This is a genomic window from Glycomyces endophyticus (genome assembly GCF_039531525.1).
Lineage (GTDB): Bacteria > Actinomycetota > Actinomycetes > Mycobacteriales > Micromonosporaceae > Glycomyces > Glycomyces endophyticus.
The window spans coordinates 172,433-194,813 of the sequence record NZ_BAAAQF010000002.1 but is presented as its reverse complement, the minus strand read 5'-3'; the positions used below and the strand labels follow the sequence as shown (position 1 = coordinate 194,813).

The window sequence follows — 22,381 nt, the reverse complement described above, 5'->3', positions numbered from 1 at the left end:
ATGCAGTGGTCAGACCTGGCCGGCGCCGACCTCGCCCCGCTGTCCGACCTTGCCGACAAGTGGCGCGGCTACACCGCTCACCTGGAGGAGTACGGAAGCGTCCTGGCCGAGGACGTCGCCAAGAAGCTCGGCGAGGACGTGTTCGAAGGCGCCGACGCCGCCGCCGCCCGCGACCGCGTCGCGAGACTGCGAGCGGTGATCACCGGCGACGTGCTCGAGCGGGCCGTCAGCGTCCGGGACGGACTCTCCACCGCCTACGAAGCGCTGCAGGCGGAACTGGAGGAGCACGCGGCCGTCGAGGCCGACGCGGGCGATCTCCGCTTGCGGATCCAGAACGACGGCGCGGTGGTCCGGATCGAGCAGACGGTCCTCGGCACCGACGCGGCGGCTGCGCTCAACCAGCAGATCACCACGCTCGCCCAGCGGGTCGCGGATTGCATGGGCCGCTTCGAGGCCGCCGACGCGAACCTGGCGCACCGGCTCCAGGGCGCGATCGAGGAGCCGTCCAAGCTGCCGCTTCCCATCGGCGAGAACCCCGACATCCGCGACATCCCCACCGGCCCCGGTCATGTGGCCGACTGGTGGGCCGGTCTCGACCCCATGGAGCAAGCCGCCTACCTGGAGGCCTTCCCGGAGTTCCTCGGCGGCCTCGACGGCATGCCCGCCGACGCCCGCAACACCGCCAACGAGGCGACCTTGGCGAGCGAGATCGACTCGCTCGATGCGGAGATCACCTCGATCGAGGCGCAGCTGGCGGCCCTCGAAGCGGGCGGCGACCACATGATGACGGCCGGTCGCGGCGAGACGATGGAGACCGAGGAGTACCGGGACCTTCAAGCGAGACTCGAAGAACTCCAAGGGAAGCGAGACGACGCCACCGGACTCCAGGAGAACATCGAGACCCTGGAGCGAGACGGCAGGGACGTCTACCTGCTCGACTACAGCCTGGATGACGACGGGCAGGCCGTGGTCGCGATCGGCAACCCGGACACCGCCGACAACACCGCGGTCCACGTGCCCGGGACCTACTCGGAACTGTCGAACTACAGCACCCAGCTCGATCGCGCCAGTGTGATGTACAAGGACGCGGAACGGGCGGCTCCCGGTGAGGAGACCGCGGTGATCGCCTGGCTGGGATACGACGCACCGGACGATCTGGCGCAGGCCTCGGACCCGCAGCAGGCGCACGACGCCACCGGCGACCTGAACTCCTTCATGAACGGCCTCGACGCGGCTCATCAGGGGGACGACTCCCATACCACCTTGATGGGACACTCCTATGGATCCACTGTCGCGGGAGACACGATCCGCAACTACGAAGGAGTTGCGGACGACCTGATCACAGTCGCCAGCCCGGGCACCACAGCCAACTCGGCAGAGGAGTTGAACCTCGCCGAGGATCACATCTGGTCCGCCACCGCCGAGGGCGATGCCATCGAACTCCCGCAGGACCTCGGTCTCCTCGGCCATGACTCGACCTCAGACGGATTCGGCGGCAATGCCGTCACCGCTGATGCCATCGGTGCAAGCGGCAGCGAGATTCACGGCGGCTACTGGAAGGACCTCGACGAGAACGGGGACGGAGTACCTGACCGGCCGAACTCGGCCCGCACGAACATCGCCAACATCATCACCGGTCAGTACGACGACGTGGAGACGGTCGGATGAATCGACGCGGCCTGCTCACCATTCTCAGCGCATTCGCTTTCGCACTAGGAGGCTGCACGGACATGCCCAAGGAAGCCGCCCCGCCGGAACGCGAGTTCGACAACGAGGAGGTGTACCCGCTCATGGAGCAACTCGTCGCCGATGCGGTGGAAGCTCTCCCGGAATTCCCCGGATTCGCGAGACGAGACGGCTTCCTCCACGGCTGTCCCGACCCGAAGGGGAATCCGATCGAAGGCTGGGTGACCATCGAGCTCACCTATGACTTCAGTACCGCCGTCTCCGAGACCCCACTGGTTCGGGAGGAGTACACGGACACCCTCCGCGAAGCGTGGATCGACGCCGGATACGAGATCACCTGGGATGAGGCCTCCCCTGACGAGGATCAGTACAACCTCTCGGCTTCCAGGTCCGACGGCATCACTCTGTGGTGGAGGGTGTGGGGTCTGACCGGCCTCACGATCCAGAGCGGCTGCGTCCCGATCAGCGGTGACGACAAGTACCCCGCGTATCTCCCACCAGCGGGCGGCGTCCCGCTCAACGCTGAAAGCGACCCGTTCGGCAACGCGCTCGACCCGTCCGTCTATGCCGCCGAAGCGTCGAGCGATGAGGCGACCGACGAAGCCGCCGTGCAACCGTTCGACAACGCAGTCGCGGCACACCACGCGCCGCTCGGCATCAACCCCTTCGGCAGCCAGCTCTGAACCCCGAAGAGAGGTCGCCCATGCGGCGATGGCAGGCGCTGGATCGAGGTGTCGTCCTCGTGCTCGCCCCCGCAGCGGAACGAGGACTCGGTCTCGGACGTGGCCGGCGAGGCGTTCAGGCCACCGGCTGAGCGGTGCGTGAGGCCGGGTTGAGCGCGAAGTAGGTGGCGCGTGAGCGCCGGTCCTTAGCGTTGTGCCCATGGCACAGACGAACAGCACCCCCCTTCGGCGCACCGCCGCCGCACTCGCGCGCACCGTCGCCGCCGGCTCGCTGGCGGCGTTCGCCGTGGGCGCCTTGGCGGCTCCCGCCCAGGCCAGCACCGACTGGACGCTCTCGGACGACGACAGCGTCCGGATCACCGGGGCGGACGGTTTCACGCCGCCGTACCCGAGCGTGCGGATCACCGGCGAGGACGGCTTCACGCCGCCCTACAGCGTCCGCATCACCGGCGACGAGGTCGACAACCGCGACTTCAGCGTCCGGATCACCGGCACCGACAACCGCGACTTCTCCGTGCGCATCACCGGCGCGCGCGACCTGGCCGACAGTGTCCGGATCACCAAGGACGGCACCGACAACCGGGACTTCTAGGTCCCGCCGCGGGCGACCGCGGACGATGACCTCGCCGCCGGCGGCGCAGTAAGCGGGCATGTGACAGTCCGCTCGGTGGGCCCGGAGCCGGGCCCGTGGGACCGATGCGCCGCTCCGGCGGCAAGGACGCCGCGAGGGTACGGCGTGGAACAGGGGCGCCCGGATGCTTCACCGGGCGCCCCGACCCGTCGGTGCGCCGAGCGCACCCGCCCTCGACGGGGCGACCGGGCGGCCGCCCGTTCCGAGAACGGGTCCACTCATCGCGGCGGCCGCCCTCCAGCACCAGTGACCATCGCGGCGGAACGCATCCGGGGATGCCGCCGCGGTCACTCCTCGATGAAGGCCCGGATCTCCCCGGCGCGCGGATCGCCCAGCTCGGACGCGAGGTCGAACGCCCGCTCCAGCGCCGCGGCCGCCTCGACCGGCCGGCCGTCGGCCCGCAGCGCCCGGCCCAGGGCGGTCAGGCTCGCCGACTCGTACCACCGGTCCCCGATGTCCGCGAACACCGCCGACGCGTCCCGCAGCCACCGCGCCGCGGCCCCGTGCTCCCCGAGGAGCCCGTGCGCGAACCCGATCGCCTCCATCGCCCGGCCCTCGCCGCGCCGGTGCCCCAGCTCGCGCAGCAGCTCAAGCGAGCGCCCCGCGGCCTCGACCGCCTCCGCCGCCCGGCCCGCGTCTATATAGGACCGTGCGAGGTTGAACAGCGTCACCGCCAGGTCGCCCGGGTCGCCCGAGGCCTCGTCCAGCACTGCGCAGCGGCGCAGGTGGTCGACGGCCTCCTCGTGCCGCCCCATGCTGCGGTAGATCATCCCGAGGTTGTTCAGCACCGTCGCCTGGCCGCCCGCGCTCCCCAGCTCCCGGTACAGGTCCAGGGCCTCCCGCTGCGACGCGAGGGCCTCCTCGAACCAGCCGAGGTGCCGCAGGCTCGCCGCCATCGTGAGCATCTCCGCCTCGCCGAGGCGGTCGCCCGCGCGCCGCGCCGCCGCCAGGCCCGCCTCGCCGAGCGCGGCGATCTCCGGCCAGGCCCGGCACCGGTCCAGGTGGGCCCACAGCAGGTGCACGAGCCGCCAGCAGTGCCGGTCGAGCCCCGCGTCGGCGGCCGCGCCGACCGCCGCGATCAGGTTCCCGTGCTCGGTCTCGAACCAGTCCAGGGCCTGCTGGGCGTCCCCGAACGCCAGCGGCACCGCCCCCGCGGGAGGCTCCTCCAGACCCGGGTCCACCGAGGTCGGCTGCAGGTGCGCCCGCGCGGCCAGGCCCGTCGCCACGTACCAGTCCAGCAGCCGCGGCAGCCCGCCGCCGCCCGCCGCCGCGGCCAGCTCGGCCGCGTACACCCGCAGCAGGTCGTGCAGCTCGTACCGGCCCGGCCGGGGACGCCGCACCAGGTTGTGGTCGACCAGGGACTCCAAGCGCCGCAACGCCTCCGGGACCGGCACGCCGGTGAGCGCGGCGACCGCCGCGGCCCCCGCACCGGTGCCCGGCAGCACGCCCAGCGCCCGGAACACCGCCGCCTCGCCCTCGGGCAGCGCCCGGTACGACCAGGCGAAGACCTTCCGCACGTCGTCGGTCCCGTCGCCGAGCGCGTCGAGGCGGGCCCCGCCGTCGCGCGCCTCCACGACCAGGTCCCGCAGCGGGATCCCGGTGTTGCGGACCCGCTCGGCCGCCAGGGCCACCGCCAGCGGCAGGTGCCCGCACAGGTCCGCGAGCTCCGCCACCGCGGCGCGGTCCCCGTCGCCCCCGAGGACGCCGGCCAGCAGCGCGGCCGACTCCGCGGGCGTGAACGGCTCGAGCTCCACCAGGTGCGCGCCCTCGCGGCGGCGCAGGCTCCGCAGCCGGTTCCGGCTCGTCGCCACGACCAGGCTGCCCGAGCCGGGCAGCAGCGGGCGCACCTGGTCGGCGTCGCGCACGTCGTCGAGGAGCAGCAGCACCCGCCGGCCCGCGAGCGCGGTGCGCAGCGTCGCCGACCGGCCGTCCGCGTCCGGCGGGATCCGCTCCGGCGGGACGCCCATCGACAGCAGGACCGTCATGAGCGCGGCGTCCGGGCGCCGCCCGGACAGGTTCAGGTGCAGCTGCCCGTCGGGGAACCGCTCGGCGACCCGGTGCGCCCAGTGGACGGCGAGGGTGGTCTTCCCGACCCCGGCCGGGCCGCTGATGACCGCGACCTGCGGGCCGCCCGCGTCCAGGAGCCGGTCGAGGTCGTCGAGCGCGCCCGCGCGGCCGGTGAACCCGGCGATGTCGGCGGCCAGCTGCCGCGGCGCGGGGACGGCGGCCCGGGGCGCGGCCGGCGGCGGGTCGGCGCCGCGCAGCACCTCGCGGTGGGCGCGCTGGAGCTCTTCGCCCGGGTCGACGCCGAGCCGGTCGGCCAGGAGCGTGCGCACCCGCTGGTACGCCTCCAGGGCCTCGGCCTGCCGCCCGGAGCGGTGCAGGGCGAGCATCAGCCGCGACCACGGGAACTCGCGGAGCGGATGGAGGGTCGTGAGCTCGCCGAGGCCGGCGATGAGCTCGGCGTGCCCGCCGGCGTCCATGACCAGGTCGACGCGGCGTTCGATCGCGCGCAGCCGCTCCTCCGCGAGCGCCGGGACGTGCGCGAGCGCGAGCCGCTCGGCCTCGACGTCGACGAGCGGTTCGCCGCGCCACAGGTCGAGGGCCCGGTTCAGGAGCGCGAGCTCGTCGGCCCCGTCGGCGCGCTTCGACTCGGCCACGAGGGCCCGGAACCGGTGCACGTCGACCGCGTTCGGCGGCAGCGCGAGCGTGTACTCGCCGGGTCCGGCGGTGACGGCGTCGGGGCCCACGACCTGGCGGAGGCGGTTGACGATGGCGTGCAGGCGGTGCCGTGCGGGCGGGACGTCCTCGCCCCACAGGAGCGCGGCGAGCGCGCTGCTGCGCACGGGCCGCCCGGCCGACAGGGCGAGGGCGGCGAGGACGGCGCGCTGGCGGCCGCCGGCGACGGACACCGGCGCCTCCCCGGAGGTGACCTGGAACGGGCCCAGCAACCCGATCCGCATCGGCTCTGTCATGGTCGGCAGCTCGCATCGGTCGTCGGTGGGGCCCGCGGGAGGCGGACCGGTCGCGCCGGACGGCGCTTGCGCGCGTCGTCCGGCGCCAACACTATCCCTCGCCGACCACAGTGACCGGTGGTCGTGGCGCCGTCGCTCCGGCCGGTCGAGCGGGCGGAGCGACGCCCGTGCCGTGCGGGTCCCGCACGGTCCGTTACGCGGCGGGGCCGGCCACCGGGCCGTGGGCGAGGTGGACGCTGCGGGCGCCGCCGCGCATGCGGATGCGGCGGGCCAGGGCGACCGAGTGCTTGACGTCGGTGGCGAGGAACAGGACCGTGGGCCCCGAGCCGGAGACGTGCGCGGCGAGCGCGCCCTCTTCGAGGCCGCCGTGCATGAGCGAGGCGAGCTGCGGGCGCAGGCTCACCGCGGCGGCCTCCATGTCGTTGACCAGGAGCCGTGCGAGCGAGTCGGCGTCGGCGCCGGCCTCGAAGGCCTGCACGATCGCGCCGACGTCAGAGGAGTAGCGGCCGATGCCGTCCTCGCGGAGCCGGTCGACCTCCTTGTAGCACTCCGGGGTCGCGATCTGCGTGTCCGTGGTGGCGACGACCCAGTGCCAGGACCCCTTGGCCCGCACCGGGGTCAGCTCCTCGCCGCGCCCGGTGCCGATGGCGGTGCCGCCCTTGAGGCAGAACGGGACGTCGGAGCCGAGCCCGGCCGCGAGGCGGTGCAGCTCGGCGTCGCCGATCTCCACGTCCCACAGGCGCGCGCAGGCGATCAGCGCACCGGCCGCGTCCGCGGAGCCCCCCGCGAGGCCCCCGGCGACGGGGATGCGCTTGTTCAGGTGCAGTTTGACGTCGGGTTCGATCCCGGCGTACAGGGCGATGAGCTTCGCGGCCTTGTGCGCGAGGTTGTCCTCGCCGGTCGGGAGCGTCCCGGCGCCCTCGCCGGAGATGGTGATCTCGATGCCGGGCTCCCCGCGCCGCTGCGCGGTCACGGTGTCGTGCAGCGAGATCGCCTGGTACACCGTGGACAGGGCGTGGTAGCCGTCGGCGCGGGGGTCGCCCACGCCGAGGTGCGGGTTGATCTTGGCGGGGACGTCGACGGATACGCCGGCGGGCGGTGCGGCCGGCGCGGTCTGTCCGGTCATTGGGGCCTCCTCAGGTCCGAGCGGTCCCGCCCAGCGCCTCCTTGGCGTCGGCGAGGGCGATGAACTCCGCTATGTCCAACGACTCACCCCGCCTGGTGGGTTCGATCCCGGACCGTTCGAGGACCGCGTCGGTGTCGTCGCCCGCCCAGGTCTTGAGGGACTGGCGCAGCATCTTGCGCCGCTGCCCGAACGCGGCGTCGACGGCGCCGAACACCTCGACGCGGTTCGCGTCGGGGCTCTGGATGCGCTCGAACGAGACGAGCGCGGAGGCGACGTTGGGCACGGGCCAGAACACGTTCGCCGACACCGATCCGGCGCGCTTCGCCTTCGCGTACCAGGCCATCTTGACGCTCGGGGAGCCGTAGATCTTGGAGCCGGGGCCCGCGGTGAGCCGGTCGCCGACCTCGGCCTGGACCATGACGAGGCCCTGCCGGAGGGTCGGGAAGTGCTCGAGGGCGTGCAGGACCACGGGCACGGCCACGTTGTAGGGGAGGTTCGCGACCAGGGCCGTGGGCGGCTCGGGGAGCTGCGCGGGGTCGAGGCGCACGGCGTCGGCCTCGACGACGACGAGCCGCTGGTGCTCCTCGGGGGCGCGGTGGGCGACCGTGGTGGGCAGGGCGAGGGCGAGCTTCGGGTCGATCTCGACGGCGATCACCTTGCGGGCGATCTCGATGAGCGCGAGGGTGAGCGAGCCGAGTCCGGGGCCGACCTCCATGACGACGTCGTCGGCGGAGAGCTTCGCGGCGGCGGCGATGCGCCGCACCGTGTTGGCGTCGACGACGAAGTTCTGGCCCCACTTCTTGGTGGGGGAGATGCCGAGGCCGCGCGAGAGCGTGCGGATGGCGCCCGAGGTCAGCAGCTGCGCCATCAGCCCTGGCCTCCGGCGAGCAGCGGTTCGAGGACGATGCCCGGGTAGTCGTTCTCGATGGTCTGGATGCGGTACTTGTTCGGCAGCGCCACCAGGAACGCGCCGTCGCGCGGGCGCGAGAACACCTCGACGCCCGGGGCGGTGCGCAGCCGGGCCGCGCCGTCGGCGTCGGTGAGGCGCGCGAGCTGGTACGGGAGCCGGTCGATGGTCGCGGGGACGTCGAACTCGGCCTGGAGCCGGGCCGTGGTCACCTCGAACTGGAGTGGGCCGACCGCGGCGAGCACGGGCGTGGCCTCGCCGCGCCGCTCGGAGTACAGGACCTGCACGACGCCTTCGGCGTCGAGCTGGGCGATGCCGCGGCGGAACCGCTTCGCCTTGGAGGTGTCGTGCATCTGGAGCGCCCCGAAGTGCTCGGGCGCGAACGCCGGCAGCGGCGGGTACTCGACGGCCTTGCCGGTGTAGATCGTGTCGCCCACCGACAGGCCGGTCGCGTTGACCAGGCCCACGATGTCGCCGGGCCAGGCCTCGTCGACGGTGTCGCGCGACGACCCGAACAGGGTCTGCGCGTACTTCGTCGACATGGTGCGCCCGCCCTGCGCCTGCGTGACCTGCATGCCGCGCTCGAACCGGCCCGAGCAGACGCGGATGAACGCGAGCTGGTCGCGGTGGGAGGCGTTCATGTTCGCCTGGGACTTGAACACGAACCCGGAGAAGCCCGTCTCCAGGTCGCGCGGCTCGCCCTTGGCGTCGTCGCGGGAGAACGGCGACGGCGCGATGTCCACGAGCAGGTCGAGGAGCTGCCCGACGCCGAAGTGGACGAGCGCGGCCCCGAACAGTGTCGGCGTGGTCTGCCCCGACTCGAACGTCTTCTGGTCGAAGTCGGCCTCGACCTCGCTGAGCAGCTCCGACTCCTCGCGGGCGCGCACGTAGTCGGCGCCGAACCGCTCGATCGACTCGTCCTCGCCGAGGACCTCCGCGATCGCGGACTGCTGCCCGCCGGGCGACCGCTCGTACCGGACCATGCCCGGGACCTGGGGTCCGGCCGCGCGGCGGCCGTCCCGCCACGTGCCGAACCCGATGCGCTCGATGACGCCGCGGAACTCGCCGCCGACGCCGACGGGCCAGGTGACGGGCGTCGGCTTGATGCCGATGCGGGTCTCGATCTCCTCGATCAGCTCGAGGGCGTCCTTCGCGGGCCGGTCCCACTTGTTGACGAACGTGATGACGGGGATGCGGCGGGCCCGGCACACCTCGAAGAGCTTCAGCGTCTGCGGCTCGAGGCCCTTCGCGGCGTCGAGGAGCATCACCGCGGCGTCGACCGCGGTGAGCACCCGGTACGTGTCCTCGGAGAAGTCGGCGTGGCCGGGGGTGTCGAGGAGGTTCACGACGCAGTCGCGGTACTCGAACTGGAGCGCCGCCGACGTGATCGAGATGCCGCGGTCCTGCTCCATGGACATCCAGTCGGAGACCACGCCCTTGCGGTCGCCCTTGCCGTGCACGGCGCCCGCGGCGGAGATGGCGCGGCCGTGCAGCGCCAGGGCCTCGGTGATCGTCGACTTGCCGGCGTCGGGGTGGGAGATCACCGCGAACGTGCGGCGGCGCGCGGCCTCCGCCGAGATGTGGCTGGACATGGATTCCTCAAGATGTCAAAAAATGTGCTTCGGGCCCGGTTCTCAACGATAGCCGTGCGCAGCGACACGGCCCGGGTCCGTCACTCCGCGAGTGCGGCCTTGACGATCCCGCTGACGAGCTTCCCGTCGGCGCGCCCGGCCGTCTGCGGGCCGATCGCCTTCATGACCTTGCCCATGTCCCGCGGGCCCGCGAACCCGCCTTCGGCGATCGCCGCCCGCACCAGCGCAGTGACTTCCGCCTCAGTGAGCTCCGTCGGCAGGTACCGCTTGATGACGGCCTCCTCGGCGAGCTCGTTCGCCGCCGACTCCTCCCGGCCCCCGGCCCGGAACGCCTCAGCCGCCTCACGCCGCTGCTTGGCCTGCTTGACCAGCACTTTCACGACCTCGGCATCGTCGAGCTCGCGCGCGGACTTCCCGGCGACCTCTTCGTTCCGAATCGCCGTGATGATCATGCGGAGCGTGCCCAGTGTCAGCTTGTCCTGTGCCTTGAGGGCGGCTCGCATATCGGTTTCCAACTGGGTCTTTAGCTCACTCATATCTCGACAATCTACCGTTGGGGGTATGAAGATCAGCCGTGGACTTGCCGCAGCAGCCGGTATCGGGGTCGGCGCGGGGGCGCTGGCGCTCGCCTACGCGTCCCTTTACGAGCGCGTCCAGTACACGCTCAGGCACTTCGCCGTGCCGGCGCTTCCCGAGGGAGCCGAGCCTATCCGGGTCCTGCACATCTCCGACCTGCACATGACGCCCGGTCAGGTGCGCAAGGCCCACTGGGTCGCGTCCCTGTCCGCGCTCGACCCGGACCTGGTGCTCCTGACCGGCGACAACCTCGCCCACCCGGACGCGGTCGACCTCGTCGCCAAGACGCTCCGGCCGCTGTTCCGCGCCCCCGGCGCGTTCGTGTTCGGCTCGAACGACTACTACGCGCCGGTGTTCAAGAACCCGCTTCAATACTTCAACAAGAACCACGAGCACAAGTACGGTGAGCCGCTCCCGACCGAGGAGCTGCGCAAGATCCTCGTCGACGGCGGCTGGCTCGACCTCAACAACGCCGCGGCCGACAAGGTCATCGCCGGCATGAACCTGCACTTCGCGGGCGTCGACGACCCGCACTTCGACCTCGACGACTACGAGCTCGTCGCCGGCCGCGTCCCCTCCAGCGCCGACCTGTCGATCGGCCTCACCCACTCGCCCGAGCCGCGCGTCCTCGACTCCTTCGAGGCCGACGGCTACGACTTCGTCGCCGCGGGCCACACCCACGGCGGCCAGGTCTGCGTGCCCGGCTACGGGGCCCTGGTCACCAACTGCGGCATCGACCGCGAGCGCGTCAAGGGCCTGCACCCGTGGGAGGACATGTGGCTGCACGTGTCCGCCGGCCTGGGCACGAGCCCGTTCGCGCCGGTGCGCTTCGCGTGCGCCCCGGAGGCCAGCCTCCTGACGTTCGTCCCCAAGGTCTTCTAGACGCGGCCCGGGGCCCGGATGTGACCGGGCCCCGCGCCCCCGACCCCGTTCGACGGCCCGCTCCGCGTTCAGGTAGCATTTCCAATCGAGCGTTCGCCCAGCGTGCGCGCGAAAACAGAACATCGGGTTGTGGCGCAGCTTGGTAGCGCACCTCGTTCGGGACGAGGGGGTCGCAGGTTCAAATCCTGTCAACCCGACCACAGAAATCCAGCTCAGGCTCCGTCTATGACGGGGCCTGACTGGTTTTCCTCATCGGTTCACCGGCAGCTGATCAGTGGAACGATGCGAGGTTTCAACCCGAGACCTTGTTGGACTCCGTGCGGTTGCAGCGTCAGCACAGCGTTTGAAGGTTCTCGTCGGTCGACGGGCCGTCCTTTGACACGGGAATGATGTGTGGTCGTCTTCTAGCAGCAGGCGCGGCGAACACGGTCGACTCACGGCCTCGCAGGGGCACGGAGCGGCAGTGTCGCTTGCAGCGTCCAGTCGGTACCTCCCTCCGTTCCGGCGGAGGCCTCCCCGCCGAGGAGCCTCACGCGTTCGGCGATGCCGGTCAGGCCTCGGCCGCGGGCACTGGGGCGGGTCGCGCCCGTGGACCGGTTCGTCACCCGCACGTGCAGGTGGTCTTCCGTGATGTCGAGGTGCACGCGGATCTCGGCATCCGGAGCATGGCGGAGCGCGTTGGTGACGCCCTCCTGGACGATGCGGTACGCCTCCTGGGAGATCGCCGCCGGCACCGAGCCGGGATCGCCGTCGAGGTGCACGCCGATGCCGGTGCCCGTCTGGGCGACGCGGTCGCGAAGCAGGTCGAGATCCGCGAGTGTCGGTTCGGGCCTCGCGGTCGCCGGTTCGCCGCGGAGGACGCCGAGCGCCCGGTCGAGGTCGTCCAGGGCCGCGCGGGAGGTGCCCTCGATGGCCTCGATCGCCCGGCGGGCGCTCTCAGGGTCGGATTCCATGGCCTGCTTGGCGACCGCGGCCTGGATGGTTGAGGCGGTCAAGGTGTGTCCGATCGAGTCGTGGAGGTCGCGGGCGAGCCGGTTGCGGGCTGCGGCCTCGTCGGCGTCGGCCTCGGCCGCCGCGAGCCGTTCGGCCAGGCCGGGGCCGAGCAGGAGTGCGGCGATCCTTCGCATGAGGGCTTCGTATCCGGCGCAGAGGTAGACGGCCGCGAGGGCGGCGCCCGCTGCCGCGGCGAGCGTCCAGGCGCCGTCGGCGCCCGGCGCGATCGCCACCTCCGATCCGAACATCACGGTGCCGCCCTCGTCCAGCCACACCGCCGGGAGTCCGAGGGTGAACAGCGCCAGGCTGACCGCGACCGCCAGGGTCCCGCCCGCGATCGTCCATGCGACCAGCCACGCCGCTGTGGCCGCTCGTCGCGGCCGCCGCGGGGCGGGGAGCCCGGTCGAGAGTAGGCCGTTGACGAGTCGCACGCTGGCCCGCCTGGTCGGGCGCAGCAACCCGATCGCGCCGGTGAGGACCAATGCGGCCGCGCCGAGCACGAGGGCGTGAATCCGCGTGGGCCAGAGGATCAGGAGGCCGGCGGCGACCAACGCCACTGATGCCGCCAGGACCACGCCGAGGAATGCGTGGACCGCGCCGCGGTACGGGCCGGTGGTGAAGGGAAGGCGGAGGAACTGTCGCATGGCGGCGAGTCTGCCAGGACCGCACCACGCCTGACTCCCTCGCAAGAGGGATCCGAAGACCACGATTTCGAGGGAGTCAGGAGACCGGCGCGGCAGCGACCGTTGGGGGCGAACCGCAATCGAAAGGACCCCCGCACATGACGACCCGCACCAAGGGCGTTCTCGTCTTCCTCCTCCTCGCGTTCGGCCTGTCCTGGGCCGGCATGTTCATCGCACGGCTCGGCTTCGGGCTGTCGCTGGTGAACCCGCTCGTCCAACTCGCCGGGATCGCGTTCACCCCCGCGATCGCTGCGTTCGTCGTCCGCAAATGGGTCACCCGCGAAGGCTTCGCCGACACCGGCATGAAGCCGCGCATCCGCCAGAACCTCGGCCTCTACCTTGCCGCCTGGCTCGGACCGCTCGCATTCGCCGCCATCGCGATCGGCATCGCGGTCGCCGTCGGCATGTGGGAGTTCGACGCCTCCGCCTTCGAACTCATCCCCGGCCGGCCCGCCTGGGTCGCCATCGGCGCACTCCTGCTCGTCGTCATCGTCCTGACCCCGATCTACTGGGGCGAGGAGTACGGCTGGACCAGCTACCTGCGGCTGCGCCTGTTCCCGGAGCGCCCCTTCGTCTCGACGCTCGCGACCGGCCTGATCTGGGCCGTCTGGCACTACCCGCTCGCGTTCCTCGGCTACATCGAGTTCGCGAACGTCACCCTCGGGCTGGCGGTGTGGACGCTGTCGTTCATGTTCCAGGAGGTCATCCTCACCTGGTTCCGCATGCGCAGCGGCTCGGTCTGGGCCGCCAGCCTCGCCCACGCAGGCAACAACATGGTCCTCGCGCTCCTCGTCGGCACCGCCCTCGGCGACGACCAGCCGATCGCCCAGACGCTGATCGGCACGGTGCCCATGGTTGTCCTCGCCATGTGGATCATCCTGAGCGGCCGCCTGGCCGCCGACCGCCCCGAGACGGCCGCTCCCGAACTGCGCCCGGCGCTGGCCGCTCGAAGCTGAGGCGGTGCAGTGGAACCCGTCGCGCCGGAGGGGTGGCATCATCGGGCGATGCCCACCCCACCGGTCTCGGTGCTCATCGCCGACGACGACCCGCTCGTGCGCACCGGTCTGCGTGCGCTCCTCGCTGCCAGGCCCGACGTCGACCCCGTCGCCGAGGCCGCCGGGGGCGACCAGGTGCTGCCCCTGGTGCGGCGGCACCGGCCCGACGTCGTCCTCATGGACGTGCGCATGCCGGGGATGGACGGGATCGAGGCGACCAAGTCCTTGCGTGCGGCGCTTGAGGAGCCGCCGAAGGTCCTGGTCATAACCACGTTCGAGAACGACGAGTACGTGTACCGGTCGCTGCGCGCGGGCGCGGCGGGCTTCATCCTCAAGCGCAGCGACATCGACCAGATCGCCCGCGCGATCCTCACCGTAGCCGCAGGCGACGGACTGCTGTTCCCGGAGGCGATTCGCACCCTCGCCGCCGAGCACGCCCCGCCGCCGGGCAACGCCCACGGCCCGATTGCCCTCACCAAGCGCGAAGCCGACGTCCTGCGCCGCATCGCCGAGGGCCTCTCGAACCAGGCTATCGCCGACCGCCTCTACCTGAGCCAGGAGACGGTGAAGACCCACGTCCGCAGCGTCCTCACCAAACTCGGCGCCGCCAACCGCACCGAAGCGGTCATCATCGCCTACGAATCAGGATTCGTCCGCCCACGCAACGATCCCCGACCCTGAACCCCGGCCACCGCGCCGACCACGATCCAGTCCAGGCCAGGAGCATCGCTCCTGGCCTGGTCCCGTTCACACGAACGAGGGAGTCTCTACGGTGGGCGAGAACTGCGACGCGGCCCGCGACGCGGGCGCCGCGCCCGTCCGTGAAGGCGAACCGGGCTACCGCAGCGGCCTCGACCGGGACGGCGACGGCGTCGGGTGCGAGTGGGTTCAGGGCCGGGGTAGAGAAAACCTCACCCTGAAGTCGGGCGCCTGCGGCAATGCCCGGAGCTGCGGATCTGCCTAGTGTTCTAGGCATGGACATCTCAGTGCCGCAGGCGCTCCCCTGGCGCCGAGCCCCCCGCGTGATCGCGGCGGGCCTGTGGGACGGCCGCACGTGGCTCGCCCTCGTACACCTGGTGACCGGGGGCATCGTGGGGACGCTCGGGGGGATCGTCATCGGCGTCCTCATCGGGACCGGGACGGCCGGGCTGGTGACGCTCGTGATCCCGGCCGCCGCGCTCGCCGCGATGCTGATCACCAGTGCCGCGCTCACCGCCGTGCAGCGCTCCAGGCACACGGCGTTCCTGGGCATCCGCTGGCCCGCCGACCACTCGCCGCCGGTGACCTTCACCTGGAGGTCGATCATCAGCGTCGTCGGCATGGCGAAGACGTGGCGGCAGTTCTCGTACCACGTGATCGCTGGCGTCTACGGCTGGTTCGCGGCGATCCTCGCGCTCGTGGCCTGGACGATCGCGCCCGCCATGATGGCCGCGCCGCTGCTCGGGCTCGGCACGGGCCTGGGGGTCCGGCACTGGCTGCTCCTCCTCGGCGGGATCATCCTCCTGCTCGCGGCACCGTGGATCACCCGCGGCCTGGCCGAGCTCGACGGGCTCATCGCCCGCCAGCTCCTGGTGGGCACCACCAGGGCCCAGCAGCTCGAACTGCGCGTCACCGACCTCACCGTCAGCCGCGACTCTACTGTGGACGCAGCGGACGCGGAACGCCGCCGCATCGAGCGGAACCTCCACGACGGCGCGCAGCAGCGCCTCACCTCCCTCGCCATGAACCTCGGCATCGCCCGCGCCACCCTCACCGACCTGCCCGACGACGCCAAGCGCGCCCTCGCCGACGCCCACGAGGAGTCCAAGCAGGTCCTCACCGACCTCCGCGACCTCGTGCGCGGCCTCCACCCCGCCGTCCTGGAGGACCGCGGCCTCGACGCCGCGCTCTCCGCGGTCGCCGCCAGGTCCCCGATCCCGGTGCGGCTCAAGGTCGACATGGAGCGGCGCGTGCCCCGCGACATCGAGGCGGTCGCGTACTTCGTGATCTCCGAGGCGCTCACGAACACCGCCCGCCACTCCGGCGCCGCGCACGCCGCCGTCGAGGTGGATCTCGTCGACGACGCCGAAGGCCGCGAGCTGCTGCGCCTGCGCGTCGTCGACGACGGACGCGGCGGCGCCGACCCCGAGTCCGGGACGGGCCTGCGCGGTCTCGCCGACCGGGTCCGCTCGGTCGACGGCCGGTTCACCCTGACCAGCCCGCTCGGCGGGCCCACCACCATCGAAGCGGAGCTGCCATGCGCGTCGTGATCGCCGAAGACTCGGTCCTCCTGCGCGAGGGCCTCGCCAGGCTCATGGAGATCGGCGGGATCGAGGTCCTCGACACCGTCGGCGACGCCGAGGCGCTGCTCCGCTCGGTCGAGCGCGACTGCCCCGACCTCGTCGTGGCCGACGTCAGGATGCCGCCCGACCAGAGCGACGAGGGCGTGCGCGCCGCGCTCGTCCTGCGCCGCCGCTACCCCGACCTCGCGATCCTCATGCTCTCCCAGTACGTCGAGGAGCGGTACGCGGTCGAGCTCCTCACCGGGCAGATGCGCGGTATCGGCTACCTGCTCAAGGACCGCGTCGCCGACGTCGAGGAGTTCCTCGACTCGCTGCGCCGCGTCGCCGGCGGCGGCACCGCCCTCGACCCCGAGGTCATCTCCCAGCTCCTGGTCCGCCGCGACGGCGACGAGCTCGACCGGCTCACCCGCCGGGAGCGGGAAGTCCTGTCGCACATGGCGGAAGGCCGCTCGAACGCCGGGATCGCGGGGGTCCTGTTCCTCTCCGAAGGCGCCGTCTCGAAGCACATCAACTCGATCTTCGCGAAGCTCGGGCTCCCGCCCACCGACAGCGGCAACCGCCGCGTCCTCGCCATTCTCAAGTTCCTGCAAGGCAATGCAAAGGACCGGTCATGATCGACACCCCCGTCAAGCCCGACGCCCCCGGCTCCCCCGACGAACCGGCCGCCTCCGCCCGCAGGGCGTGGTGGATCGTCGGCGGCTCCATCACCGGCGCCGCCCTCATCACCAGCCTCGCGATCTTCGGCGTCTGGGCCTGGACGATCTCCTCCACCGACGAGCACGACACCCGCACCCAGGAGTACGACCACCCGGTCAGCGCCGCTGACGTCAAGGCCGACATCGGCGACGTCCGCTTCGAGGCCGCCGACGGCACCGGCCTCGAGTTCCGCGTCAAGACCCGCTGGCTCGGCGCCGAACCCGACACCGCCGAGGACTGGGACGACGACGTCTTCACCGCCACCGGCGAATGCGCGCAGAGCCACTTCTTCGGCCTCGACGTCGACCAGTGCCAGACGAACTACACCCTCGGCCTGCCCGCCGGCGCCGACGCGGTCGCCGAGACCGGCCTCGGCGACATCACCTTCGACGGCCTCGACGCGATGATCGACGTCCAGACCGGCGTCGGCGACGTCGTCGGCGACAACCTCCGCGCCACCTCGACCACCGTCGAATCCGGTGTCGGCGACGTGTCCCTGGAGTTCGACCAGGTCCTCGGCGACATCGCCGTCGACGCCGGCACCGGCGACGTCGTCATCACCGTCCCCGACGACGGCACCACCTACGAGGTCCGCTACGACGGCGGCGTCGGCGACCGCAACATCGAGATCGCCACCGACCCCAGTGCCGAGGCCGACTACGTCATCGCCGTCACCAACGGCGTCGGCAGCCTCACCGTCCAGTACGGCATCTGAAGGCCCGCAGGCGACTCTGCTAGCAACACCGCAAGGAAACCCGCGCCGCCCGCGACCGCACCCGTCGCGGGCGGCGTCCGTGCCCCGGGGTGTCGGCGGTTGCGAGTGGCGGCGTCGAAGCTGCAGGGCGTCACAAGCCACGGGCAGCGGCGCCCTTCCTGCGGAATGTCGGCGCACGCGGGTGGCGACGACCGCCGTGTGGGGTGTCAGCGTTTGCGGGCGGCAACGCCCAAGCACCAGAGGATCAGCGACTGCGGCGGAGGCGTCTCTCCTGCGGAGTGTCAGCGTCGCATCAGGACCGTGTCAGCGCCTAGGTCGAACCTGAACTCACCGGCCGGGGAGGCCACTCCCGGGCAGACCTGAGAAGGAGCATCCGATGGACGCCGACCGCACCCCTCGCCCCACCGCCGTCAAACTCGCCGCCGCCGCCCACTTCGCCGTGGCGCTGGCCTTCGCCTCGATCCCGCTGGTTGGCTTGGCCTTCGGCGCTGACGTGCAGGCCGCCGCAGAGGCCGAGGTCGCCCGCCAGGGCCAGGAACCGTCCGTCCTCGCCTCCAACGGGCTGAGCTTCGACGAGCACGGTGTCGCGATCTGGGCCCCGTTCACCATCGCCGGCATCCTCGCCGTGCTCGGGTTCGCCGCCCTCGCGGGCAGCCGTATCGGCCGCATCTTCTCCTGGATCACGCTGCCCCTGGTCCTGGCCGCGAACGCGCTCATCATGGCCAGCAACGCGACCGCCTCCGACACACTCCAGGGCGCCTTCGACGGCTCCGACGACGCGGGCCTGCGCTCCCTCGACGCGACGGCACTGCTCGACGCCGCGTACGCCGCCTACCCCGACTGGCTGCCCGCCCTGGAGACCGGCCGCCTCGTGATCGTCCTCATCGGATGCGTCCTCGGCGTGGTCCTGCTGGCGGCGCGCCCGGCCCGCGAGTACTTCCGCAAGCAGTAGTGCGGCGAAGCGGCCCCGCGCAACGCGCGGGGCCGCTTCGTCAGTGCCGCTTCGTCAGTGCCGCTTCGTCAGTGCCGCTTCGTCAGTGCCGCTTCGACCTGCCGAGCAGCACCTCGACGGCGTCGTCGCGCCCCAGCGCCGCGCCCTTGTTGTACTCCTCCTGGAACGCCTTGTCGCCCAGCGCCTCCCGCGTCCGCTCCTCGGTACGCAGCGCTGCGTCGTACCCGCGCCCGTCGTCGATGCCCAGCATGGCCCGGGCGAAGCCGAGCTTGCGGGCCGCCGCGGCGGCGTCGCCGTCGGCGAGCGCGATCGCCGCCGAGACGCGGGAGGCCATGGCGAGGTCGGCGACGGCCGCGCCCACGACGTGCCGCTCTTCCAGCCCCGCAATGCCTTCGGGCCGCCCCTCGCCCCGTGCGAGCACCACGAGGTCCTTCAGCGACGAGCTCAGCACCCGCATCCGCTCGCCGAGGTTGATCGCCCCGTCAAGGGCCCCTTCGACACCGGGCAGTACTTCGAGCACCTCGTCATACCGGCCCAAGGTGAAGAGCACCGGCGCGCGGAACCAGCGCGCGTACGCGATGCTGTTGGGCTCGCGCACATCCTCGGCCAGGGCGATGCCGCGCTCCAGCGACCGCCACGCCTGGTCGGCCGCGCCGTTGCGGGCCTGCCACAGCGCGAGCTCCGCGTACGCCTCGCTCGCGTCGCCGAGGGTTCCGAGCTCGTCGAGGAGCCGGGCCGCCTCGGCCACCGCGTGCTCGGCCCCGGCGAGGTCGCCCTCCCAGCCGAGGCGTTCGGCCTTCACCCGGAGCGCCGAGGCCAGGCCCCAGCGCTCGCCGAGGCCGGCGAACACGGCTTCGGCGCGGTCGGCCTTCGCGGCTCCTTCGAGGCCCTGCAGCTGGCTGCCCGCGGCGGCCTCGATCAGCAGGGCGGTGCCGAGTTCCCAGCCCGCCAGGCCGCGGTCGTCGGCCGGCGGAGCGTCGGGGAGGAACGCGGGGCCCATCGACACGAGGAGCCGGCCGGGGGCGTCGGGGGCGATGTCGCGGCCGAGCGCGATTCCCTCCTTGATGTCGTCCTGGCCTGCGAGGTAACCGTTCCGGGCGGTCTCGGCGACCCCGGTCAGGATGAGGGCCGCCGACTGGAGGTGCTCGGGGATCTCGGCCGGAACGGCGAGCACGGCCTCGGTCCAATGCCGGAACTCGGAGTAGCTCCCGCGCAGCTGCCAGTACCAGAACAGGGCCGAGAGCATCTGGAGCCCGGTCCCGATGTCGGCGGTGGCGACGGCGCGGCCGATGACGGTGACGAGGTTGCCGTGCTCGGCGGTCAACCGGGACACGGCCGCGATTTGGGCGGCGGTGCGCAGCTCCAGGTCCGATCGCTCGGCGAGCGCGATGCAGTGCTTCGCCATCGCGTCGGCAACGGTCTCGGCGTCGCCGCTCTCCTCCAGGCGCGCAACGGCATAGGACCGGATCGTCTCCAGCATCCGGTAGCGTTCGCCGTCGCGGTCGACCAGTGATTTGTCGACGAGCCCGGCGAGGGCGTCGAGGTCGTCGATCGCCTCCAGCGCGAGGCCCGCCGGGTAGACGGACATGTGCATCGCAAGGGTCCGTTCGGGATCGGAGAGGAGTTCCCAGCTCCAGGCGATGACGGCGCTGAGGGTCCGGTGTCGAGCGGGCGCGGTGCGGTCGGAGCCGGCGAGGAGCGCGAACCGGTCGTCGAGGCGGGCCGCGATCTGCGCCGCGTCGAGTGCCCGCATGCGCGCGGCGGCCAGCTCCACTGCGAGTGGGAGGCCGTCGAGCCTGCGGCAGATCTCCACGACCGCTTCGGTGTTCGCGGCGTCGAGCTTGAACCCGGGGCGGACCGCGACGGCGCGCTCCACGAACAGCCGCACCGCGGGACTCGACGCCGGGTCCTCTTCGGACACCGCCAGTGGCGGGATCGGGTACAGCCGCTCGCCGCCGATCGCGATCGCCTCGCGGCTCGTGGCGATCACGCGCAGGCCCGGGCAGGCGCCGAGGAGGCGCGCGGCCAGGTCGGCGACGCCGTCGAGCTGGTGCTCGCAGTTGTCGAGCACGATGAGCGCGTTCTGGTCGGCGAAGTACTCCTCCAGGCGCGACGCGGCGTCGCGCGCGGACGGCTCCAGCAGGCCCGCCTCGCGGGCGCCGATGGCGCGCAGCACGGCCGGGGCCACGTCGGTGCCGTCGGTGGTCGACGCCAGCTCCACGAACCAGACGCCGTCGGGCGCGCTGCCGGTCGCGGCGATCCGCGCGGCGGTCTCGGTCGCGAGCCGGGTCTTCCCGGCCCCGCCCGGGCCGGTGACCGTGACCAGCCGCGCTCCTTCGACGGCCTCGACCAGCGCGGCGAGGTCGTCCTCGCGGCCGACGAAACTCGTCAACTGGGACTTCAGGTTCGAGCGCCGCACCGGCCGCTCGGCGGGCGCCGCGCTCTGGCGCAGGATCTGGAGGTGCAGGTCGGCGAGCTCGGAGGAGGGGTCTGCGCCGAGCTCGTCGGCGAGGCGCTCGCGGGTCCGCTCGTACACGTCGAGGGCCTCGGCGGGACGGCCGGTGGTGTAGAGCGCGCGCATGAGGAGGGCCTGCCAGCGCTCGTCGAGGGAGTGCGCGGCGGCGAGCGGTTCGAGTTCGGAGAGCACGTCGGTGCCGGTCGCGACCTCGAGCGCGAGCCGGTCGCGGGTGGTCTCGGCGCGGAGGCGTTCGAGTCGGACCGCCTCGTTCTGCGCGAACCGGTAGTCGAGGAGGTCGGCGAGCGCGGGGCCGCGCCACAGCCCGGCGGCCTCGCGGAGCGCGGCGAGGTCGCCGCCGCGGCGACCGGCCTCGGCAAGCCGCTCGAACCTGACCAGGTCCACGTCGCCGGGCTCGACGTCGAGCCGGTACCCGGCCGCGCCGCGCGCCACCTTGTCGGCGCCGATCGCCTTCCTGACGCGGGACACGAGCGCCTGGAGCGCGTTCGCCGAAGGTGCGTCGTCCTCCCAGATGGCGTCGGTCAGCGTATCGGCGGACACTTCGCGGCCGGCCTCGAACGCCAGCCGCGCCACGAGCGCCCGGAGCCGGGCCCCGGCGAGCTCGATCGGCTGGTCGTCGTCATCGCGGAGGTCGAACGATCCGAGAAGGAGTACACGCATGCGGGCAAGTGTGCCCTGCCCCGTCACCCGATGGTGAAGTCGGTACAGGCCGTCTTGACGCGCACTTGACGCCCGCCGCCCGTGAACACCATCACATATCACCCGTTCGGGGACGACGAGTCGAAAACTGTCGGTCCCCGCCGATAGGTTCGCGTCAGCAACTGAATACCGCGCCGAACCCGCGGGTGACGCGCGACAACTGAAGGACGGTGCGATGACGACGACCTCATCCAGCAGCTCCCGGAACCAGACGCGGCCCACGACTCCCGCCGCAGACCTCACCGCCGGGCCCCCGGGGCCCGAGGTGATGGCGGAGGCCCTCCCGTTCGACACGATCCCCACCGAGGTCCTCCGAGACCATTTCACCAAGTGGCTGATCGAATCCCTCGTCCACACCGCCCACCTCGCCACACTCGTGGCCAACCCGGCCGCCGCACCGCCGAATGCTTCCGTGGAGCCGCGACCAGCCGCCCGACGGTCTACAGCTTTCGTGGAGCCGCCTCCGGCTGCCGGGCGACCGAATCCTTCGGTGGAGCCGTCACCGGCCGCCGGGCGGCCGAGAGCTTCCGTGGAGCCGACTCCGGCCGCCGAGCCACCGGCCGCCAGGCGGACGGATGCTTCTGCGGAGCCGCCTCCGGCTACCAGGCAGCCGAATGCTTCCGCTGAACTGCCACCGGCCGCCGCTTCGGCGCCGCCGAAGCGCCCGAGAGCCAAGAACCGCCCACCCGGGCGAAAAGGCGACCGCCCGCGCTCCGGCGCGATGGAACCACCCGCGATCCCTCCGGTCGCACCCTCGGTCGGGCCACCGCAGCCGGATCCCGGCACCGAGGCCGATGTGCCACCGACTCCTTCACCGCGACCGCAGTATGTG

19 protein-coding genes and 1 tRNA gene are annotated in these 22,381 nt (G+C 72.2%); 12 read left to right on the top strand and 8 right to left on the bottom strand.

Going from position 1 to position 22,381, the window contains the following annotated elements; all coding sequences use genetic code 11:
* The 3 genes from ABD419_RS01655 to ABD419_RS01645 all read left to right on the top strand — a co-directional run bounded on the left by ABD419_RS01655 (position 1) and on the right by ABD419_RS01645 (position 2,961).
* Entirely contained in the window at positions 1–1,668 is a 1,668-nt protein-coding gene (locus ABD419_RS01655; RefSeq protein WP_344480953.1) for an alpha/beta hydrolase, read from the top strand.
* Positions 1,669–1,730: 62 nt separating this feature from the next.
* Positions 1,731–2,369: a hypothetical protein gene (locus ABD419_RS01650; protein ID WP_344480950.1), complete on the top strand. Its 639-nt coding sequence runs from the start codon at positions 1,731–1,733 to the stop codon at positions 2,367–2,369.
* 199 nt (positions 2,370–2,568) lie between these two features.
* Positions 2,569–2,961, top strand: a complete 393-nt coding sequence (locus ABD419_RS01645) for a hypothetical protein (RefSeq protein WP_344480949.1) — start codon at positions 2,569–2,571, stop codon at positions 2,959–2,961.
* Positions 2,962–3,287: 326 nt separating this feature from the next.
* Here the strand turns inward: ABD419_RS01645 and ABD419_RS01640 are convergent, their stop codons facing one another.
* From ABD419_RS01640 to ABD419_RS01620, 5 genes are all read right to left on the bottom strand, one after another.
* Positions 3,288–5,975, bottom strand: a complete 2,688-nt coding sequence (locus tag ABD419_RS01640) for an AfsR/SARP family transcriptional regulator (RefSeq protein ID WP_344480946.1) — start codon at positions 5,973–5,975, stop codon at positions 3,288–3,290.
* Between the two features lie 193 nt (positions 5,976–6,168).
* Positions 6,169–7,101: a 4-(cytidine 5'-diphospho)-2-C-methyl-D-erythritol kinase gene (locus tag ABD419_RS01635; RefSeq protein ID WP_344480944.1), complete on the bottom strand. Its 933-nt coding sequence runs from the start codon at positions 7,099–7,101 to the stop codon at positions 6,169–6,171.
* Between the two features lie 10 nt (positions 7,102–7,111).
* On the bottom strand, positions 7,112–7,969 hold the full coding sequence (gene rsmA, locus ABD419_RS01630) for a 16S rRNA (adenine(1518)-N(6)/adenine(1519)-N(6))-dimethyltransferase RsmA (RefSeq protein WP_344480942.1): 858 nt from the start codon (positions 7,967–7,969) through the stop codon (positions 7,112–7,114).
* Complete coding sequence (locus tag ABD419_RS01625; protein WP_344480940.1) at positions 7,969–9,600, bottom strand: peptide chain release factor 3; 1,632 nt, start codon at positions 9,598–9,600, stop codon at positions 7,969–7,971. The genes rsmA and ABD419_RS01625 overlap by 1 nt, the downstream gene beginning before the upstream one ends.
* An 80-nt stretch (positions 9,601–9,680) precedes the next feature.
* Positions 9,681–10,136, bottom strand: coding sequence for a GatB/YqeY domain-containing protein (locus ABD419_RS01620; protein WP_344480938.1), 456 nt, complete (start codon positions 10,134–10,136; stop codon positions 9,681–9,683).
* A 25-nt stretch (positions 10,137–10,161) separates the two neighbouring features.
* On the opposite strand from ABD419_RS01620, the gene ABD419_RS01615 reads away from it, so the two are divergent.
* Both ABD419_RS01615 and ABD419_RS01610 read left to right on the top strand, forming a co-directional pair.
* Positions 10,162–11,058 carry a metallophosphoesterase gene (locus ABD419_RS01615; RefSeq protein WP_344480935.1) on the top strand — a complete coding sequence of 299 codons (897 nt, stop codon included), beginning with the start codon at positions 10,162–10,164 and terminating at the stop codon, positions 11,056–11,058.
* A 123-nt stretch (positions 11,059–11,181) separates the two neighbouring features.
* Positions 11,182–11,258: transfer RNA gene (locus ABD419_RS01610), tRNA-Pro, on the top strand.
* Between the two features lie 131 nt (positions 11,259–11,389).
* Here ABD419_RS01610 and ABD419_RS24930 read toward each other — a convergent pair.
* Entirely contained in the window at positions 11,390–11,485 is a 96-nt protein-coding gene (locus ABD419_RS24930) for an HNH endonuclease (RefSeq protein WP_425555871.1), read from the bottom strand.
* Positions 11,486–11,492: 7 nt separating this feature from the next.
* Positions 11,493–12,695: a sensor histidine kinase gene (locus ABD419_RS01605; protein WP_344480933.1), complete on the bottom strand. Its 1,203-nt coding sequence runs from the start codon at positions 12,693–12,695 to the stop codon at positions 11,493–11,495.
* A gap of 137 nt (positions 12,696–12,832) precedes the next feature.
* Between ABD419_RS01605 and ABD419_RS01600 the strand changes: the two genes are divergently transcribed.
* The 7 genes from ABD419_RS01600 (at position 12,833) to ABD419_RS01570 (ending at position 18,374) form a co-directional block, all read left to right on the top strand.
* Positions 12,833–13,690: a CPBP family intramembrane glutamic endopeptidase gene (locus ABD419_RS01600; RefSeq protein ID WP_344480931.1), complete on the top strand. Its 858-nt coding sequence runs from the start codon at positions 12,833–12,835 to the stop codon at positions 13,688–13,690.
* Between the two features lie 48 nt (positions 13,691–13,738).
* Positions 13,739–14,410 (top strand): response regulator transcription factor, encoded by a 672-nt coding sequence (locus ABD419_RS01595; RefSeq protein WP_344480928.1) that lies wholly within the window; start codon positions 13,739–13,741, stop codon positions 14,408–14,410.
* Between the two features lie 91 nt (positions 14,411–14,501).
* Positions 14,502–14,693, top strand: a complete 192-nt coding sequence (locus ABD419_RS01590; protein WP_344480926.1) for an excalibur calcium-binding domain-containing protein — start codon at positions 14,502–14,504, stop codon at positions 14,691–14,693.
* 10 nt (positions 14,694–14,703) lie between these two features.
* Positions 14,704–15,978 carry a sensor histidine kinase gene (locus tag ABD419_RS01585; RefSeq protein ID WP_344480924.1) on the top strand — a complete coding sequence of 425 codons (1,275 nt, stop codon included), beginning with the start codon at positions 14,704–14,706 and terminating at the stop codon, positions 15,976–15,978.
* Complete coding sequence (locus ABD419_RS01580) at positions 15,966–16,625, top strand: response regulator transcription factor (protein ID WP_344480922.1); 660 nt, start codon at positions 15,966–15,968, stop codon at positions 16,623–16,625. Before ABD419_RS01585 ends, ABD419_RS01580 begins: the two co-directional genes overlap by 13 nt.
* Positions 16,622–17,422 (top strand): DUF4097 family beta strand repeat-containing protein, encoded by an 801-nt coding sequence (locus ABD419_RS01575; RefSeq protein ID WP_344480920.1) that lies wholly within the window; start codon positions 16,622–16,624, stop codon positions 17,420–17,422. The genes ABD419_RS01580 and ABD419_RS01575 overlap by 4 nt, the downstream gene beginning before the upstream one ends.
* Positions 17,423–17,798: 376 nt before the next feature.
* Entirely contained in the window at positions 17,799–18,374 is a 576-nt protein-coding gene (locus tag ABD419_RS01570) for a hypothetical protein (RefSeq protein ID WP_344480918.1), read from the top strand.
* A gap of 82 nt (positions 18,375–18,456) precedes the next feature.
* Here ABD419_RS01570 and ABD419_RS01565 read toward each other — a convergent pair whose 3' ends face one another.
* The gene (locus tag ABD419_RS01565) at positions 18,457–21,510 is read right to left on the bottom strand and encodes an ATP-binding protein (RefSeq protein WP_344480916.1); all 3,054 of its coding nucleotides are present in this window, start codon (positions 21,508–21,510) and stop codon (positions 18,457–18,459) included.
* Positions 21,511–22,381: the final 871 nt, after the last annotated feature.

Bases quoted from the DNA above. Each gene is read 5' to 3' on its own strand.
- ABD419_RS01585 (WP_344480924.1), top strand. From the start codon at position 14,704: ATGGACATCTCAGTGCCGCAGGCGCTCCCCTGGCGCCGAGCCCCCCGC.
- ABD419_RS01625 (WP_344480940.1), bottom strand. From the start codon at position 9,600: ATGTCCAGCCACATCTCGGCGGAGGCCGCGCGCCGCCGCACGTTCGCG.
- ABD419_RS01600 (WP_344480931.1), top strand. From the start codon at position 12,833: ATGACGACCCGCACCAAGGGCGTTCTCGTCTTCCTCCTCCTCGCGTTC.
- ABD419_RS01645 (WP_344480949.1), top strand. From the start codon at position 2,569: ATGGCACAGACGAACAGCACCCCCCTTCGGCGCACCGCCGCCGCACTC.
- ABD419_RS01575 (WP_344480920.1), top strand. From the start codon at position 16,622: ATGATCGACACCCCCGTCAAGCCCGACGCCCCCGGCTCCCCCGACGAA.
- ABD419_RS01580 (WP_344480922.1), top strand. From the start codon at position 15,966: ATGCGCGTCGTGATCGCCGAAGACTCGGTCCTCCTGCGCGAGGGCCTC.
- ABD419_RS01615 (WP_344480935.1), top strand. From the start codon at position 10,162: ATGAAGATCAGCCGTGGACTTGCCGCAGCAGCCGGTATCGGGGTCGGC.
- ABD419_RS01570 (WP_344480918.1), top strand. From the start codon at position 17,799: ATGGACGCCGACCGCACCCCTCGCCCCACCGCCGTCAAACTCGCCGCC.
- ABD419_RS01650 (WP_344480950.1), top strand. From the start codon at position 1,731: ATGCCCAAGGAAGCCGCCCCGCCGGAACGCGAGTTCGACAACGAGGAG.
- ABD419_RS01595 (WP_344480928.1), top strand. From the start codon at position 13,739: ATGCCCACCCCACCGGTCTCGGTGCTCATCGCCGACGACGACCCGCTC.
- rsmA (WP_344480942.1), bottom strand. From the start codon at position 7,969: ATGGCGCAGCTGCTGACCTCGGGCGCCATCCGCACGCTCTCGCGCGGC.
- ABD419_RS01640 (WP_344480946.1), bottom strand. From the start codon at position 5,975: ATGACAGAGCCGATGCGGATCGGGTTGCTGGGCCCGTTCCAGGTCACC.
- ABD419_RS01635 (WP_344480944.1), bottom strand. From the start codon at position 7,101: ATGACCGGACAGACCGCGCCGGCCGCACCGCCCGCCGGCGTATCCGTC.
- ABD419_RS01655 (WP_344480953.1), top strand. From the start codon at position 1: ATGCAGTGGTCAGACCTGGCCGGCGCCGACCTCGCCCCGCTGTCCGAC.
- ABD419_RS01605 (WP_344480933.1), bottom strand. From the start codon at position 12,695: ATGCGACAGTTCCTCCGCCTTCCCTTCACCACCGGCCCGTACCGCGGC.
- ABD419_RS01620 (WP_344480938.1), bottom strand. From the start codon at position 10,136: ATGAGTGAGCTAAAGACCCAGTTGGAAACCGATATGCGAGCCGCCCTC.
- ABD419_RS01565 (WP_344480916.1), bottom strand. From the start codon at position 21,510: ATGCGTGTACTCCTTCTCGGATCGTTCGACCTCCGCGATGACGACGAC.